Raw genomic sequence first — 16,624 nt, 5'->3', positions numbered from 1 at the left:
CAGTATACTCGAATGAGTCGACCAAAATCGAGTCAAGGTGAATTCCTACACCGGCAATGGACGCCGCAAAAAGGGCTCATTTTCCCACTCGGGACCCACTGGAGGACTGGTTTCGCGTCGGCGGCGTGAGCCAGGATTGCTTCGCCATTAAGATGAGACGGCACCGACACACCTAGCAGGTGCGCAGGAATAATTGGGTTTCACCTTGTGAGCCGTTTGGGCGTTAGCCCCGGTTTCGCGTGGGAACCGTGGCTAACGCCAAACGGCTCACATACCCGATGACACCTGCGTACCTGCTTAGCAGGCTGTTGATTGAATACGTTTCGAAAATTAAGCGATCAGCCGATGGGCGATCGCCCACGGACACCAACGACGAACCGGACGCGATCGCGTTCCGGCTGATTCAATCAACGGTCTGCTAGCTGAAATCGCCGAGTTGCGAGTGGGACTCGCGCAAAACGCCTGGACTTTTGACAACGAATTTGGTCGCCTGAAAGGCACCGAAGATTCAACGCCCCAATTGATTGAGATACCGATGTACCTCCGAATGGCCAAACGATTCGCGATAGAAACCGACAAACGGTTGCTCGCCAAAGCCGTCTGGGCACTTGGCGTGAAAGGGTTGAGAAGTGTTCACAAGCACAAACAACGACTCAAACGCGGCGAGTTCTTCCCGCCGTTTTTGTATTTGTCGGTGATCAACAGTTGCAATTTGCGTTGCCAGGGCTGCTGGGTCGATGTCGGGGCGAAGCAGCACAAGATTGAATTGGATGCTGCCAATCGAACGATCGAACAAGCCAAGGCGATGGGCAACAGCTTCTTCGGCATCTTGGGTGGAGAGCCCTTCATGCACAAAGAACTTCTGGATTTGTTTGAAGCTCATCCGGATGTCTATTTCCAGGTCTTCACCAATGGTCACTTCATCACCGACGAAGTCGCGGCGCGTCTTCGTAAGTGTGGCAACGTCACGCCGCTGATCAGCGTCGAAGGATCGGAGATCATCAGCGACACTCGGCGGGGCCGCGATGGGGTTTTGAATCAAACCATCGCCGGCATTGAAGCCGCTGTTCGGAACAAGTTGTTGGTCGGTGTTTGCACCAGCGTTTGTAAATCCAACATCGACGATCTGGTCCGCGACAAATGGGTCGATCGATTGATCGAGATGGGAGTGATGTACACCTGGTTCCACATCTACCGGCCGGTCGGTCCCGAACCCAATCCGCAGCTGGCACTGTCCAGCGAAGAGCAACGTCGTGTGCGTCAGTTCGTTGTCGACACGCGAGCGACCAAACCGATCATCGTCATCGATGCTTACCACGACGACGCGGGCAACGCGTTGTGTCCGGCGGTCACTGGGTTCACGCATCACGTGGGACCTTGGGGCGACATCGAACCGTGTCCCGTGATCCAGCTCGCAACCGAATCGATTCACGACAGCAAACCGCTGAAAGAAACGTTCAATGAGTCGGGCTTCCTGCGTGACTTCCGCGAATTGACGGCCCAGAACACTCGCGGGTGTGTGATCATGGAACGCCCTGATCTGTTGCTTGAATTGGCTGACAAGCACGGGGCCCGTGACACGACGGCTCGCGGCAAGGTGATGGAGGAACTTCGCAACGTCGAACCGCGACGCAGTCAGTATCAACCGGGTGACGAGATTCCTGAACGAAGCTTCGTTTATCGTTGGGCAAAGAAGTACGCGTTCAACGACTTTGGAACGTACGGCAAACATTACCAAGAGAGCCAGTATCGCGATCCGGATCAACAGCCGCCGAAGTCATCGGCGGGACAGCCCGATTCTCAATTGCCGGTGCTCAACTGATCGATGATTGTTCCGGAGCATTGGGCGGAAGCGAGTGATCGCATTGAGGGGGCAAAAACCAAGCGGTTAGTGAAGCGGTTCGGTTGGTCGGATGTCAGCGTGGAAGAGGCACAGCAGCACGCGAATCAGCGAGTTGCGGATGCCATCGCCGAAATCAAACGCGGCGAGATGTTGCCGTTCACCGAGCCCAAGGTGGCCTACAACGGCGCCGACGGATTGCCGATTCGCGAGGAGATCATTGATCGCCGCGGTGACGCCGTCCTGACTCGCAACGCTTACGGCGCCTTGTGTTTGAACACGCCCGATGTTTTGTTCGCCGATGTGGATGTGCCAGAATCGAGCGGCTGCATGACCTACGTGGTCGCGTACGTCGTCAGCGTGGTGGCGCTGTCCGTCGTGGCTTTTCAATTGGACATCACCAACCCCATTTTTTTGGTGCTGTTCTTGTCGATGTTGTCGGCAGCGATCTTTGGCAGCCTGATCGAAACGGTTCGCCGCCGGATCAGCGGCACGCCTCACACGATGGCACGCAAACGCATCGCCGCCTTTGCGAAATCGCATCCCCAGTGGAAGTTACGCCTCTACGAGACACCCATGGGTTTTCGGGTGTTGGTCACCCACGCCACGTTTGATCCACGAGGGGCGGAAGCACTGGACTTCTTTGATCGGATCAAAGCCGATCCGGTTTATGTGCGGATGTGCTTCAACCAAAATTGCTTCCGCGCTCGAGTGTCGCCGAAGCCATGGCGAGTTGGGATGAGCGAACACCTGAAGCCGCGTCCGGGCGTGTGGCCGATCGAGCCGGGAAGATTGCCGGAGCGGCAGGCTTGGGTGAAGCAATACGACCAAGCGCGGAGGCAACACGCGGCGTGTCGCTACGTGGATTCGTTTGGCAACGGACGTCCGTGCCGAGAAGCCAACGAGGTCCAGCGATGGCACGATGAGCTGTCAGCGGCCAATCAAGATTGGCCGATCGCTTAGCAACAATTCGTAGCCGGATTCGCCAGAATTCGGTGAGCACGGCGGTCGCGAAGGAACGCCGTGTGTCACCGGAGGGCTCGCGCCCTTCCGCTACGTCACTTGTTGTTCACGCGTTCCTTAGTAGCGAAAGTCGTCAAGACTTTCGGGATTTCGTCAAGCAAATCGAAACTCTTGACGAGTTTCGCTACCTGAACTGAACGATGCATACGAGCTTGCTCGGCTCTACTGACGGCGAGCTTCGTTTTCGCCTTCGGCCATTTGAGGTGGCCCGTTGTAGTTGTCCCGGAAGACTTTCCAGTCCGACGGTGGTTCTTGATCAATGAAGTTCTGCAAGAACATTCCGAAGCTGGCTTTGATCGAGTTGCGTTTGACGTTGGTGAACTCGTAGTGGTCCCACTTCGGTTGCGTCTTTTGGTTGAAGTTGGGAGCGTACATGATCAAGGCTTGTGGCAAAAACGTTTTCGCATCCAAAGCGATCTGAACGACTTTGTATTGAGCGCGATCGGCTTGGTGTTTCGGGTACGCCGCGATCAGGATCAATTCCGGTTTCGGTGACTGCATCGGTTGGACCCAGTACCGTTGCTTGATTTGTTTGGCGTCCGCGTTGAACACAAACGGCAGTGGGCTTTCGATGATGTGTTGCCCCTGCATGTGAGGCGGCAACTGTTGGATCTTGCACTGCTTGGTGGCATGATCGAACTCTTTCAGTTCGGTGCCGGTGCAAACCCAGTGTTCGCCGTGCAGACCTTGTTTGGCCGAGTACTTGGGCTTCCCGTTCTCGTCTTTGCCGTCGTAGCTGACGACCGCTTTGACTTGGAACAATCCTTTGTCCGGGTTGGCGTATTTGATGACGCCTTCCGCTTTGTTCGCGTAAATGCCTGCGGGTGCGGCAAACAGATCAAAGTGCCAACGTTTGAAGTCACACTCAAGTGTCTTGGTGCCTTTGCTTTGTTGTTCCCAAGCGGCCAGGATTTGATCGAGGCGTTGTTGTTCCGCGGCGCTGAGCGGTGGGAAAGGAGCCGCGTTGGGCTGTTCTTGTGCCGCGTTTTGCGGTGGCTGAGCGGGTGCGGCAGCTCGGCCTTGTCCCATCGCTGGGGGGGCCGCTGTGACCACGAAGCCAGCAACGCCCATCAAAACTGCGAGGAACGCTGCACGTGTGGAGAACGGACGGCAAAACACCGAGAAATTCAAACGCATCATCCTTGACGCTCGTATCAAATAGGGAGGCGGACCATCGGGTCAATCGGATGGCCCGTCCAATTGGACGGGGACCGACTGGATCTGGGGAATCCGATTCGCCGAGCCTATCTGAATGAACCATGCGGTTGAAAGGCCGAAAAACAGTGTTTTCAGCATCAGCGAGAAGCGGAAACGTGCTGTTTCGAGACGAATTGGGGGGCGACACCCGCAAAATGCAGCTTTTCGGGGTGTTTCGTCCGCCTAAGTCGCCTAAAATGCAAAGTCCTGCCTTGGTGAATCCAACGTCAGTTTTCTGACACCCACCCCGGGTTCCCGTCCTTTCCCTACCCACTGAAATCATGCGACGCATTCCAAAATTGGTACGCGCCTCCGACTTCTCCTGCTCTGGCTTCTCTTGCACTGGCACCTTGGCTGGACTGGGGAGAAGACGTTGGATGGGTGTGGCTGCCTCGTTCGCAATCGTTGCTTTCATGGCGTTGCCGATTTCGGCCGCTGAGAGCGCCTCGTTCGATTCAGCGATCGCGGACAATCCGATTTTGTCTGCGGGGCAAAAGATCTATGCCGAACAGTGTTTGCAGTGTCACGGCGAACAAGGCGTCGGGACAGAGGATTACTACCCGGACCCGTTGATGGGCGATGGTTCGATCGGTGAGTTGACCGCAATCATTGTCGACACGATGCCGGAAGAAGATCCCGACCTTTGTGTTGGCGATGACGCTGCCGCCGTGGCGGCTTACATCCATCATGCGTTCTACAGCGAAGCAGCCCAGATTCGAAATCGTCCGCCACGTCAATCGTTGCAGCGTTTGACCGGGACTCAGTTCCGTCAAAGCCTGTCGGATTTGTACGCCCAATTCGCGGGTTTGCAAGAAACGACTTGGAAAAGGCACCAGTCGGAACGCGGGCTGTCGGTCGCGATTTACGCGGGCAAGGGTTGGAAGAAAGAAGACCGAAAGATTGAACGCACGGACCCGGTCGTCGATTTCGAATTTGGCAAGGAAGGACCTGGCGATGGTGTGGCATGGGACGAGTTTCATGCTCACTGGGATGGTGGATTGCGTGTCGAGCAAACCGGTCGCTATGAGATCGTTGTCCGCAGCAAGACTTCCTTCACGATGGACTTTGGTCACGATTCCAAACAATTGATTGACAACCATGTTCAGTCGGAAGGTCGCGATGAGTTTCGTCGCCCGCTGATGTTGACGGGTGGTCGCATCTATCCATTGAAGATCGATTTCAATCAACGTAAACGAAAAGGCGAGACACCACCAGCGAGCATTTCGTTGTCTTGGGTCCCGCCCGGCGGAGTGGAGCAGATCATTCCAGCCTCGGCTTTGGTGCCCGGTTGGAATCCGCCCGCATTTCAACTGTCCACCACGATGCCGCCCGATGACAGCAGTTATGGGTTCGAGCGAGGGATCTCGGTCGATGTGGCTTGGGATTCCGCCGTCACCGCGGGGGCGATTGAGTTCGCAGGCGCGATGCGAGACCAGTTGTGGAGCGACTATCTCCAGAAACACCGCAAGGACAAAGGATCACGGGAAGAAAAGCTGAAGAGCTTCCTGACAAACTTTGTCACCGTTGCTCACCGGGGAAGCGAAGAGGAAGTCCAGCCCGAACGCATCGTGGTGCCTGCCATCGAGGCGTTTGAAGACGAAACCGACATCATCAAGTCCGTCGTGTTGATGACACTGAAGTCACCTCGCTTCCTGTACCCGAGTCTCGATGCGGATCGAACGGTTTCGCAGCAAGTGGCCAATCGATTGGCTCTGGTCTTGCACGACTCGCTCCCGGCGGACGGTTGGTTGCAGGTCCGAATCGACAAGGATCACTTGCAGGACGAAGGTGCGATTCGTCAGGCTGCGGAGCGGATGGTCGATGACGCTCGGACTCGCGTGAAGCTGAAGCAAATGCTTTATCACTGGATGGAGCTGGGTCCTGAGGACGATCTCCGCAAGGATGATGAGAAGTACCCCGGTTTCAGCGAAGAGTTGATCGCGGATCTGCGGACCTCGTTGGATCGCTTCCTGGATGAAACGGTGTGGAGTGAAACCAGTGATTTCCGTCAGCTGTTGGCGGCTGATTGGGCGTTCACCAATCCTCGGTTGACGGATTTTTATGGGGACGCCTGGAAGCCAGCCGAATCAAACGAAGAAAACGTGGATCAGAAAGACGGATCTGACAAATGGACCCGATCTGTTCGCGACCCGAACATTCATGTGGGTGTGCTGACGCATCCGTTGGTGATGGCTCGTCTGTCTTACCACGCGGCGACGTCGCCAATTCACCGGGGCGTGTTTCTGATTCGGCATGTGATGGGACGAACCCTGCGACCACCCAACGAAGCGTTCTCGCCACTCAGCCCTGATTTGCATCCTGATTTGACGACCCGTGAACGCGTGGCGTTGCAAACGAGTCCTGAGAGTTGCCAGATTTGCCATTCACGAATCAACCCGCTCGGGTTTGCTCTTGAGCAATTCGATGCGGTGGGCAGGTTTCGCGAAAAGGATATGAACAAAAACGTCAATGCGGCGGGCAGTTACCTGACTCGCGATGACAAACGAATCGAATTCGAAGGGGCTCGTGGATTGGCCGAAGTGGCCGTCGCGAATCCGGACACACATCGAGCCTTTGTGACTCGGATGTTCCAGTACTTCGTCAAGCAACCGGTGGCGTCGTACGGTGCCGATCGCTTGGATCAATTGACCGAGTCCTTTCGGCAATCGGACTACAACGTTCGAAAGCTGTTGGTCGAAATTGCCGTGATCGCGGCGAGTGATGCGTTGCCCGATTCAGGGCAGAAGAAGAAACAACCCAAGAACAACCAAACGGCGGGAGCTTGAAATGAATATGGAACCCATCGCACCACGCAAACCATCGAAACGTCTTTCGCGTCGTCGGTTCTTGCAACGCACTGGCATCAGTGCCGCGGCGTTGAACTTCACGATGAACTTGCCCAGCTTGGCTTTGGCGGCTGACGCGACGCCACGTCAACGGTTGATCATCGTCTTCAGCCCCAACGGCGTGATCCCAGATCACTTCTGGCCGAAGGGTGACGAAGAGAAGTTGGAATTCAAACGCATTCTGAAGCCTCTGGAACCGTTCGCGGACCAAACGCTGACGATCAAGGGTTTGTGCAACCAAATCCAAGGCGACGGTGACGGTCACATGCGCGGGATGGGATGTTTGTTGACCGGGATCGAGTTGTTCCCCGGTGACATCCAAGGCGGCAGCGACACGCCCGCGGGTTGGTCGATGGGGATCAGCATCGATCAATTCCTCAAGAACCAACTGCAAGCCGATCCATCGACGCGAACTCGTTTTGGTTCGTTGGAATTCGGTGTGATGGTTCCCGATCGCGCTGACACTTGGACTCGCATGTCTTACGCGGGAGCCAACCAACCGGTCGCGCCGATCGACGACCCGTACAAGATGTTCGACAAGTTGTACGGGCAAGCCAAGAACCGTGAGTTGCTGGCAAGTGTTTTGGATGATTTGACCGACGATTTCAAGAAGATTGAATCGATGGTCAGCATGGAAGATCGGCACCTGTTGCAGCAGCACGTGGAATTGGTTCGCAAGGTCGAGAAGGACCTGAAGATCGAATTGGAAGCGAGCACCAAAACGGTGGGGCATGCGGTTCCAGAGTTGACACCCAACGTCGAAGTCCAGAACGACAACATGCCCGAGATCACTCGAATGCAAATGGAGTTGTTGGTCAGCTCGATGGCGGCCGACTTCGCTCGCGTCGCAACGTTCCAAATCACCAACAGTGTCGGCCAGCCGCGGATGCGTTGGTTGGACATTGATGAAGGGCACCACGGGTTGTCACACGAGCCCGATTCGAACGAGGACGCGTACGAGAAACTGATTCGGATCAACACGTGGTACTGCGAGCAAATCGCTCACTTGGCCAAACGTTTGCAGGACACGCCCGAGCCCGGTGGCAGTGGATCGATGCTGGACAACACCACGATCATCTGGACCAACGAGCTTGGCAAAGGCAACTCGCACACCCGGAACGACATTCCGTTTGTGTGTGTTGGCGGCGGTTTGGGACTGCGAACGGGACACGCCAAGGATTACGGCAAGGTGTCCCACAACCGATTCCTGATGACGATTGCCGAGCAAATGGGCTTCGCCCAGAAGAGCTTCGGGAACCCCGACTTCTGCGGGGACGGATCGCTGACCGGACTCGTGTAAGCACGTCTGAGTAAGTTTTTCTGCATCACTCCCTCAGCCGGATCTCGCTCGTTGTCTGTGACAGCGAGTTGTTCGGGTAGCGAAACTCGTCAAGAGTTTCGACTTGCTCGACGAGACCCCGAAAGTCTTGATGACTTTCGCTACGGCGAGAACTTCCATGAGTTGTTCGCGTGACATTTGATCTGACGTTTGACAATCGATTCACGCGAGATTTGCCCGCGGATTCGGAGCCGCGAAATTTCACTCGCCAAGTCCATCAGGCGGGTTTTTCGCGTCTGAAGCCGACGCCGGTTTCGGCTCCGAAGTGGGTGGCGGGTTCAAAAGAGGTCGCGGACCTGATCGGCTTGGATCCCAAGTGGTTGGGATCGGCCGAGCTGACCGAAGTGTTGGTGGGCAACGCGCTCGCCGAGGGCATGGATCCCTTTGCGATGTGCTACGGTGGGCACCAGTTCGGAAACTGGGCCGGACAACTGGGCGACGGCCGCGCGATCAATCTCGGCGAGGTTGTCACCGCAGACGAGAAGCACTGGACGCTGCAACTCAAAGGGGCCGGACTGACGCCGTATTCTCGGACCGCGGACGGTTTGGCGGTCTTGCGATCGAGTGTTCGCGAATTTCTTTGCAGCGAAGCGATGCATCACTTGGGAGTTCCAACCACTCGGGCGCTGAGTTTGGTGCTGACGGGCGAGAAGGTGCTTCGTGACATGTTCTACGACGGGCATCCGGAACATGAACTGGGCGCGGTTGTGTGCCGAGTGGCACCCTCGTTCATTCGGTTTGGCAACTTCGAAATATTCGCCTCGCGGGAAGACACCGAGACATTGCGAGTGTTGGTGGAACACACGATTCGTTCGGAGTTCCCTCACTTGCTGTCCAAGTCCGAGCCAGATGCCGAGATTGGCCCCGACGTGATCGCGGCGATGTTCGAGGAAGTTTGCCGGACGACTGCTGAGATGGTGGTGCACTGGATGCGAGTCGGCTTTGTCCACGGTGTCATGAACACCGACAACATGTCGATTCTTGGGCTGACGATTGACTACGGCCCGTACGGTTGGCTGGAGGACTACGATCCTGATTGGACGCCGAACACCACCGACGCGCAAGGGCGAAGGTATCGGTACGCGCATCAGCCTCAGATCGCCCAGTGGAACTTGGTCGCTCTGGCCAACGCCTTGGTCCCGTTGGTCAAGGAAGCGGAACCGCTGCAGCGTGGGATCGCCGTTTATGTCGAAGAGTTCCAGCGAAGTTGGCACTCAATGATGGCCGGCAAGTTGGGGCTGTCGAAGTACGAGAGTGAGACCGATGACGAGTTGGTGGACTCGTTGCTGACGTTGTTGCAATTGGCCGAAACGGACATGACCATTTTCTATCGTCGGTTAGCGGACATTGAATTGGGAACGCCCGAGGCACCAAGGGCACTGGAGCTTGCTGCCGTGCTCCGTCATCTTTCGGAGGCTCACTACGTTGCCGACGAGATCACCGATGAGTATCAACAGGCGATGATGGATTGGATTCGATCCTATCAAAAGCGAGTCTTGTCGGACGGCGGTTTTCCGGCGGACGACTCGCAGCGGCGTCAGCGGATGAACGCGGTCAATCCGAAGTACGTTTTGCGAAACTACTTGGCTCAGTTGGCGATTGATGCCTGTGACAAGGGCGATGATTCGTTGGTGACGGAGTTGTTGGAAGTGCTCCGCCGTCCGTACGACGATCAACCGGGGAAAGAACGCTTCGCCGAGAAGCGACCCGAGTGGGCGCGACACCGTCCGGGTTGTTCGATGCTGTCGTGCAGTTCATAACCTAGTGCTCTGTGACAGCGAATTGATCGGGTAGCGAAACTCGTCAAGAGTTTCGACTTGCTTGGCGTCATCCCGAAAGTCTTGACGACTTTCGCTACGGTGATGCCTTCCTCTTTTTGCTGCCCCGAGTCTCTGGATTGGTTCGAGCCACGCACATCGATGGACAATACTTCTCATGCGAATTCTGTTAACGAATGATGATGGCGTTCATGCCCCAGGTTTGGCGGCGCTTCGCCAACAACTGCGTCACTTGGGCGAAGTCATCACGGTGGCTCCGGCAACCGAACAAAGCGGTGTCGGCCATTCAATCACTTATCTGACACCGTTGGTTCCAAAATCCATTCACCGCGATGGCGTCCATTGGGCGTGGGCGGTGGAAGGTTCACCAGCCGATTGTGTGAAGCTTTCGCTTGCCGAATTGTTTGCTGAAGAGCCCATCGATTTGGTGGTCAGCGGCATCAACAACGGGTTGAATGCGGGCATCAATGTTTTGTACTCCGGCACCGTTGCGGCTGCGATTGAAGGTGCGTTCTTTGGCGTGACCAGTGTCGCCGTGTCGCTGGAGAATTCCGACGACAACGACTTCGACGCCGCGGCGGTGATTGCTCGCAATGTCATCGGCGAAATCGTTCGGCACAAAGAATCTCAAGGCGGGCTGTTCAATTTGAATGTGCCCACTGCGGCGACGGAATCGGCCAGCGAAGTGAAGGTGGTGCCGATGGGATTGGCTCAATATGGACGTCGTTACGAAAAACGTCAGGATCCCGGTGGACGCGACTATTATTGGGCATTGTGGACGCAGCCCAACAAACCGCCTGCGGAAATGACCGACGTGACCCAGCTTCGCGAGGGGTATGTGACGCTGACCCCCCTGTGTTTCAACTTGACGCGGGAGGATCTGCTAGGCGAGATGAAGGACTGGGATCTGCGTCCGTGATTCCACTCAATTCGTTTTGCGCGTCTCGCTTCGAGTTTGCCGGCTCGTAGAATGCTTCTGCGTGACGGACCAAGACAGGACCGACACGCTGCTTTTCTAATCGAGCCGGATGCATGCAGAACTCCTCCCGACGCCTTCGCGTTGAAAACCTCGAACATCGACGCCTGTTGGCCGCCGATTCCATGATCGGTCCGCAGCACCCCGATGCTTGGGGCGAAGTATCGGTGGAGCTCGATCCGATAGCAGGGGAGGGAGATTCCACCCGAGAGATTTCAGGCCGCGAAGCGGAAGGCGAAAGTGTCCTCCAAGTCCGATTGGATTTCTCGTTGGACAGCAGCAACTTTTTCACGACTCGGTACCCGCAAGCCAAAGCGGTGATGCAGGAAGTTGTGAACCAAGTGGTCGATCGATTCAACGACACGTTGGCCGCGGTCAATCCACCGAGTCGATCTCAGATTCAGTGGCAACCGGCGGTTCTCGATCCGCGGACGGGGGCACTGACCTCTTTGCCGCAATCGTTTCGAGCGGCGGCCAATGAAATTGTCGTCTACGTTCGCGGGAACAACCTGACCGGGCTGACTCGCGGCTTGGGCGGCTACAACTCCTTTGGGGTTGGTTACAACTGTCCCGACCAAGCCTGCGTCAATCAGGCCAACGCGTTCATCAGCAACCTGACCACTCGAGGCGAGACCGGTGCGGCGGCAACGACGCCCAGTGACTTCGCACCGGTGGTGGGTGCGATCACGATCGACACGCGGAGCGAAGTGGATTGGAATTTTGGAGCCGTTGATACTGGCGAATCCGGTCAATCGGACTTCCGTGCGGTGGTGGCGCATGAGTTCGCTCACGTGTTGGGTTTTGGAACGGCACCTTCTTTCAATCGCTATGTTTCCGGCGGCCAATTTGCGGGCCCCAAGGCGAATGCGATTTACCCGGGTTCCGCGAATATTCCTATGAATGGCAGCAGCCACTTGGCCAGTTCCGTTCGCGACGTGGTGCCGACGACGATGACCAATCATTTCGACGGCATGCTGAGTGATCTCGACTACGCGATCTTGGATGACATCGGTTGGGAACTCACACCCGACACCAGGCCAACCGTTCAGGTCACAACAACGGAGCAAACCGTTCCGGAATCGGCAGGCACGGTGGCGATCGTTGCGACGCTGTCCGCCGCACCATCCCAGAGCATTTCGGTGCCGGTGGTGATCTCGGGAACGGCATTGGCGAGTTCGGACTACACGGCCAGTCCGGCGGCGTTCAACTTTGCAGCGGGCCAACGCACTGCGACGATGACCGTGAACGTGGTCGACAACACCACCAACGAAGGCGTGGAAGCGTTGACGATTCGGTTGGCTGATTCGAGTGTCGCCAAACTGGGCGCCGACATTGAAGCGTTGATCACAATCCTCGACGACGATGGATCACCGGTCGCCCAAACACAATTGAACTCGGCTGATTTCAGTAGCACGCCGATCTCGGTGCCTGGAAACAACCAACCGGTTGCCTACCTGTTTCGCGCGTCCGCGAACACGACGCTGCGAGTGACCAAGGTTGGATCGACGGCATCATCGGAAGCGTTCTTTGTGCTCGATGAAAACTTGCAGCCAATTGGGGAGTACAGCGGCAGCGGCGATTTGTCGGTGACGCTGTCTGCCAATCAGAATTACGTGTTGCGCTTCGAATCGCGGTCGGCCGCGGAGCAGTATCAAATCGCTTCGACCGCTGGCTTTCCGAGCATCAGCAACGATAGCCCCACCAATCTTTTGCAACCAGCGGATGTGACGGGCGATGGCGAAGTCTCGGCATTGGACGCGTTGCGGGTGATCAATGCTTTGAATGCGGCCGGGGTATCCGAAATCAACGTCGGTGACGAGGTGTTGGAACAGGGGAATTACTACGACGTCACCGGTGACGGGAAGGTGACGTCACTGGACGCACTTCGAGTCATCAACTCCTTGTCGAGTTCGTCCACCGCGAATGCGGAGTCTGATTTGGCGACTTCATCAGAGGTCGCGTTCGCAGCAGGGGACGCGAGCTCAGGCGAAGCGAATGCCAGTCAGGCTGACTCGCAGACTACTGGTGGCTTGGAACTGAATGGATTTGTGCCGGCCTTGGTGTCCGTTCGGTTGTCTGATCACGATCACTCGCATGACGACGATCATGACGACGAGACGGTGCACGATGACAGGCATCATGAAGAGTACATGGGAACTTCATCAAGCATTCTCGCACCCGCTTTGGTGGATTCGTTCTTCGTTGAGTTCGGGGCGAGTTGCTTGGCTTGAGCCGCGGTATCGAGACACGCTTGATGCGTTAGACTCACCTCGCAGGCTCGCTGGATCTTCCTCGGATTGAATTCAGCTTCGTCCAGTTCGGAGAGCCCACTCCCTTTCATGTGCAGGAGATTGCGGTGCAGGTCAAAGATGCGATTCGGTCGACGATGAACTTGAGCGACATGGTCTTTCGTGGTTACCTTGGCGACCTGGAGGACGCCGATCTGATGCGTCGGCCGGGGCCGGGGTGCAATCACTTGGCTTGGCAAGTCGGGCACTTGGTCGTGGCGGAAGTCAACATGCTCGGCGGCATGTTCCCCGACTACACAACCGAACTGCCGGAAGGCTTTGAAGAAGTCCACGGGAAAGACAACGCGAGCTGCGAAGACGCGTCTCAGTTCAACACGCTCGCTGAGTACTTGGAGCTGATGACCAAGGTTCGAGCCAACACCTTGGCGGCTCTCGAAGCGATGGACGAGTCCAAGCTCGATGACCCGGCACCGGAACAGATGCGAGCGTTTTGCCCGACCGTGGGTGACATGATGATCCTGATCGGGATGCACCCGATGATGCACGCCGGTCAGATCGTTCCCGTTCGTCGCGAAAGCGGCAAACCGGTTTTGTTCTGAGTGGCCGCTGGGATGTTCTGACGTGACAGCAGGAAGTCATCCAGGCACGAAGAAAGCCGGAATAGCTTGAGGGCTGCTCCGGCAAAACAACAAGTCTCCCCGCTCCCCGTGAAGCGGTCGTGCCATTTTTTAGTGCCGTGTCAGGAACGCCTTAAGAACCCTGCCCGACGAAGTTGGGAGGGGTCGGAAAGCGAGCGTTCAGCGATATTTCCGGGGGAGGGGAGTGCGCACCGCTCCCCATGCCCGGCCCTCACCCTCGCGTACGCCTGAACGGCGTCGCTCTCCCCAAACTTCGTTTCAGGAGAGATTCTCAAATGCAGAAGCCCGCCAAAACGCAGCACTCGAAAACTGCACGACTTCGAAGCGGGGCGAGCGCCCAAGCGGCTAGGAGATGAAACCCAATCATTCCTGGGCTGCCTGCTTACTTCTTTTTGCGAGGTTTCTTGGGATCCAAGTTCTGATCCAACTGTTCTTCGTTCACGGTGGATTGGATGCCGTCCTCGGGAATTTGCCCTTTGGCGGTCCAGACCAACGCGTTGAGCACGACCTTGCGATAGTCGTCGATGCCCCAGTTGTCATGGAAGTGACCGCCGGTGAATCCAAATCCTCGACCACCATCGGAACGTTCGACCACCCACATCATGGCCTCTGCGCGACCGCCTGATGCTTGGATGTGAGCGTAGGGACCTTGGGGGTAAACGTAGGGGCCATCGCGAACATCGTCGGATGGTTTGGCCAACAAGATCGGCTGGAATTGCAGGCCATCGATTTCCTTCGCCTCGTTGCCAGCCATCCCGGACAAGAATCGCATGTTGAAGTACCACTCGTCGTTGGCTTGGAACGGTTGAACGCCGTTGGTGACAGGGTGATCGGGGAAGACCGCGAAGGTGGGTTCCCAGATTGGGTTGCATGAGAACTGATTTTCGTAGTGACCGCCGATCCAGCGAGTCATTTCCTGGCCGGCTTGATCGGTCACGACTTCCACGCCGTAGTGCATGAAACCGAGTCCCACGCCGTTTTTGACCCACTCGTCGATCATCTTGAGTCGACGGCCTTCTTCTTGGACGATTTCATGGCGTCCGCCACCGTCCATGTAAAAGACAACGGCATCGGCGTTTTCAAAGATGGTTTCGTCTTGGGGCCATCCATTCAGGACCACTTCCACGTCCAGGTCCTCGACGTCTTTCAGGGAATCAGCTAGCAGTTGCACACCCGCATTGAATTCGTGCATTCGAGGTGGGTGGGAGGGTTTGCCGGCGACCAAGACGAGTTTTTGAGTTTCTGCCAGGCTGGTCGGGGGAGCGATCGCAGCGGCGCTGAACAGCAGGATCAGGGCAGGGACGAGATGCAAACGACGGACGTTCAAGGTGTTCACTCGGCGTGCGGGAGGGGCGAAAGGTAGGAACCCTCAGTATAACTCACCGTCCGTTTCAGCGTCGTCCGGTCTGAACCGTCGATTGTTCAGAGCATCATGCCGGCGATGGCACCGGTCATGCAGCAGGCCAGCAGCCCACCGAACATCGCTCGGAGACCCAGGGAAGCCAGGTCCGATTTTCGTTCCGGGACCAATCCGCCGATCCCACCGACTTGGATTCCAATCGCTGCGAAATTGCTGAAACCGGCCAACGCGTAGGTCAGCACGGTGGCGGTCCGCTCGCTGATGGGCGGTTCGTCGGACTGAACCAGTTGCCCCAGTTGTTGATAGGCGATGAATTCGTTGGCGACAGTCTTCAGTCCAATCAGTTCCCCGGCCGCTCGGCATTCCGATGCCGGGATCCCCAGCAACCAGGCTAGCGGCCAACAGGCGTAGCCCAGGATCACGCCCAACGTGATTTGGGGAGCATTGTTCGAGTCGATCCAGCCGAAGGTCGTGCAGATGCCGCCGAGCAGCAAATCGATCAAGGCAATCAGTGCCAGGAACGCGATCAGCATTGCGCCCACGTTGAGTGCCAGCTTCAAACCATCGCTGGCACCTTCGACCGCGGCTGCGATCGCGTTGACGTGAGTCCGTTCGATTTTCAGTGTCATCGTGTCGTCAGCGAGGTTTCGGTTGCGAGCCGATCGCTTGGCATCCAGTTCATTGGGCGTGTCCGGCACCATGACTTTCGCGATCAAGAGCGCTGCGGGAGCACTGATGATCGATGCGGTCAGAAGGTGGCTGATGTCCACACCCATTTTTGCGTAGGCGCCCAGCAAGCCTCCCGTCACAGTTGCGAATCCGCCGGTCATCATCGCACACAGTTCGCTACGACTCATCTTTGCCAGGTACGGGCGGACGACCAAGGGAGCCTCGGTATGACCGACGAATACGTTTGCCGCTGCAGCCAACGTTTCCGGGCCGCTCGTTTTCAAAGAGAACTTCATCACCCAGGCCATCGTCCAAACGATTCGTTGCATCACACCCAGGTGATACAGAACGCTCATCAGAGACGAAAAGAAAATCACGGTCGGCAACACTCCAAACGCAAAGGTTGCCAGCAAGGAATCGCCCAGTGGATTGTCGGGGCCGGTGGCAAACAGAAAACCGGAACCAGCATCGACGGTGCGCATCAGTGTTTGGAAGCCATCGCCGACGTGTTTGAATGTTTTGCGGCCCAGGTGGGTTTGCAACACCAACACGGCCAGCGTGAATTGCAGCAGCAGGCCGCCGATCACAATCCGCCAGGGAAAACGCCGACGATCGGTGCTGATCGACCACGCCAGTGTCACGAACACCACGATGCCCAGACCGCACACCAATCTTGGAAGGATCTCGTTCAACTGTGGCCCCTGAATCA

11 protein-coding genes are annotated in these 16,624 nt (G+C 56.7%); 8 read left to right on the top strand and 3 right to left on the bottom strand.

Annotated elements, in window-relative coordinates; all coding sequences use genetic code 11:
• Positions 1–547: 547 nt before the first annotated feature.
• Together RISK_RS12860 and RISK_RS12855 are read left to right on the top strand one after the other, a co-directional pair.
• Positions 548–1,822 (top strand): radical SAM protein, encoded by a 1,275-nt coding sequence (locus RISK_RS12860; protein WP_047814763.1) that lies wholly within the window; start codon positions 548–550, stop codon positions 1,820–1,822.
• 3 nt (positions 1,823–1,825) lie between these two features.
• The gene (locus RISK_RS12855; RefSeq protein WP_047814699.1) at positions 1,826–2,803 is read left to right on the top strand and encodes a hypothetical protein; all 978 of its coding nucleotides are present in this window, start codon (positions 1,826–1,828) and stop codon (positions 2,801–2,803) included.
• Positions 2,804–3,025: 222 nt separating this feature from the next.
• Here the strand turns inward: RISK_RS12855 and RISK_RS12850 are convergent, their stop codons facing one another.
• Entirely contained in the window at positions 3,026–4,003 is a 978-nt protein-coding gene (locus RISK_RS12850; RefSeq protein WP_047814698.1) for a TIGR03009 domain-containing protein, read from the bottom strand.
• A gap of 338 nt (positions 4,004–4,341) precedes the next feature.
• On the opposite strand from RISK_RS12850, the gene RISK_RS12845 reads away from it, so the two are divergent.
• The 6 genes from RISK_RS12845 (at position 4,342) to RISK_RS12820 (ending at position 13,847) form a co-directional block, all read left to right on the top strand.
• On the top strand, positions 4,342–6,846 hold the full coding sequence (locus RISK_RS12845) for a PA14 domain-containing protein (RefSeq protein ID WP_047814697.1): 2,505 nt from the start codon (positions 4,342–4,344) through the stop codon (positions 6,844–6,846).
• A gap of 7 nt (positions 6,847–6,853) precedes the next feature.
• Positions 6,854–8,206 carry a DUF1552 domain-containing protein gene (locus RISK_RS12840; protein ID WP_047814696.1) on the top strand — a complete coding sequence of 451 codons (1,353 nt, stop codon included), beginning with the start codon at positions 6,854–6,856 and terminating at the stop codon, positions 8,204–8,206.
• A gap of 170 nt (positions 8,207–8,376) precedes the next feature.
• Positions 8,377–10,005 (top strand): protein adenylyltransferase SelO, encoded by a 1,629-nt coding sequence (locus RISK_RS12835; protein WP_047814695.1) that lies wholly within the window; start codon positions 8,377–8,379, stop codon positions 10,003–10,005.
• A 175-nt stretch (positions 10,006–10,180) separates the two neighbouring features.
• Positions 10,181–10,942, top strand: a complete 762-nt coding sequence (gene surE, locus RISK_RS12830) for a 5'/3'-nucleotidase SurE (RefSeq protein ID WP_047814694.1) — start codon at positions 10,181–10,183, stop codon at positions 10,940–10,942.
• Between the two features lie 113 nt (positions 10,943–11,055).
• Positions 11,056–13,230, top strand: coding sequence for a dockerin type I domain-containing protein (locus RISK_RS12825; RefSeq protein WP_047814693.1), 2,175 nt, complete (start codon positions 11,056–11,058; stop codon positions 13,228–13,230).
• Between the two features lie 155 nt (positions 13,231–13,385).
• The gene (locus RISK_RS12820; RefSeq protein ID WP_047814762.1) at positions 13,386–13,847 is read left to right on the top strand and encodes a DinB family protein; all 462 of its coding nucleotides are present in this window, start codon (positions 13,386–13,388) and stop codon (positions 13,845–13,847) included.
• A gap of 421 nt (positions 13,848–14,268) precedes the next feature.
• Here RISK_RS12820 and RISK_RS12815 read toward each other — a convergent pair whose 3' ends face one another.
• Together RISK_RS12815 and RISK_RS12810 are read right to left on the bottom strand one after the other, a co-directional pair.
• Positions 14,269–15,222: a ThuA domain-containing protein gene (locus tag RISK_RS12815; protein ID WP_047814692.1), complete on the bottom strand. Its 954-nt coding sequence runs from the start codon at positions 15,220–15,222 to the stop codon at positions 14,269–14,271.
• Positions 15,223–15,308: 86 nt separating this feature from the next.
• A complete protein-coding gene (locus RISK_RS12810; RefSeq protein ID WP_236696257.1) occupies positions 15,309–16,607 on the bottom strand; it encodes a NupC/NupG family nucleoside CNT transporter in 1,299 nt (432 codons plus the stop codon).
• Positions 16,608–16,624 lie beyond the last annotated feature (17 nt).

The organism is Rhodopirellula islandica, assembly GCF_001027925.1.
Taxonomy (GTDB): Bacteria; Planctomycetota; Planctomycetia; order Pirellulales; family Pirellulaceae; genus Rhodopirellula; species Rhodopirellula islandica.
This window is presented reverse-complemented; position numbering and strand designations above follow the sequence as displayed.

What these genes read in the sequence shown, in the direction of transcription:
- RISK_RS12860 (WP_047814763.1), top strand. Translation starts at nt 548, where the DNA reads ATGGCCAAACGATTCGCGATAGAAACCGACAAACGGTTGCTCGCCAAA.
- RISK_RS12855 (WP_047814699.1), top strand. Translation starts at nt 1,826, where the DNA reads ATGATTGTTCCGGAGCATTGGGCGGAAGCGAGTGATCGCATTGAGGGG.
- RISK_RS12850 (WP_047814698.1), bottom strand. Translation starts at nt 4,003, where the DNA reads ATGATGCGTTTGAATTTCTCGGTGTTTTGCCGTCCGTTCTCCACACGT.
- RISK_RS12845 (WP_047814697.1), top strand. Translation starts at nt 4,342, where the DNA reads ATGCGACGCATTCCAAAATTGGTACGCGCCTCCGACTTCTCCTGCTCT.
- RISK_RS12840 (WP_047814696.1), top strand. Translation starts at nt 6,854, where the DNA reads ATGGAACCCATCGCACCACGCAAACCATCGAAACGTCTTTCGCGTCGT.
- surE (WP_047814694.1), top strand. Translation starts at nt 10,181, where the DNA reads ATGCGAATTCTGTTAACGAATGATGATGGCGTTCATGCCCCAGGTTTG.
- RISK_RS12825 (WP_047814693.1), top strand. Translation starts at nt 11,056, where the DNA reads ATGCAGAACTCCTCCCGACGCCTTCGCGTTGAAAACCTCGAACATCGA.
- RISK_RS12820 (WP_047814762.1), top strand. Translation starts at nt 13,386, where the DNA reads ATGAACTTGAGCGACATGGTCTTTCGTGGTTACCTTGGCGACCTGGAG.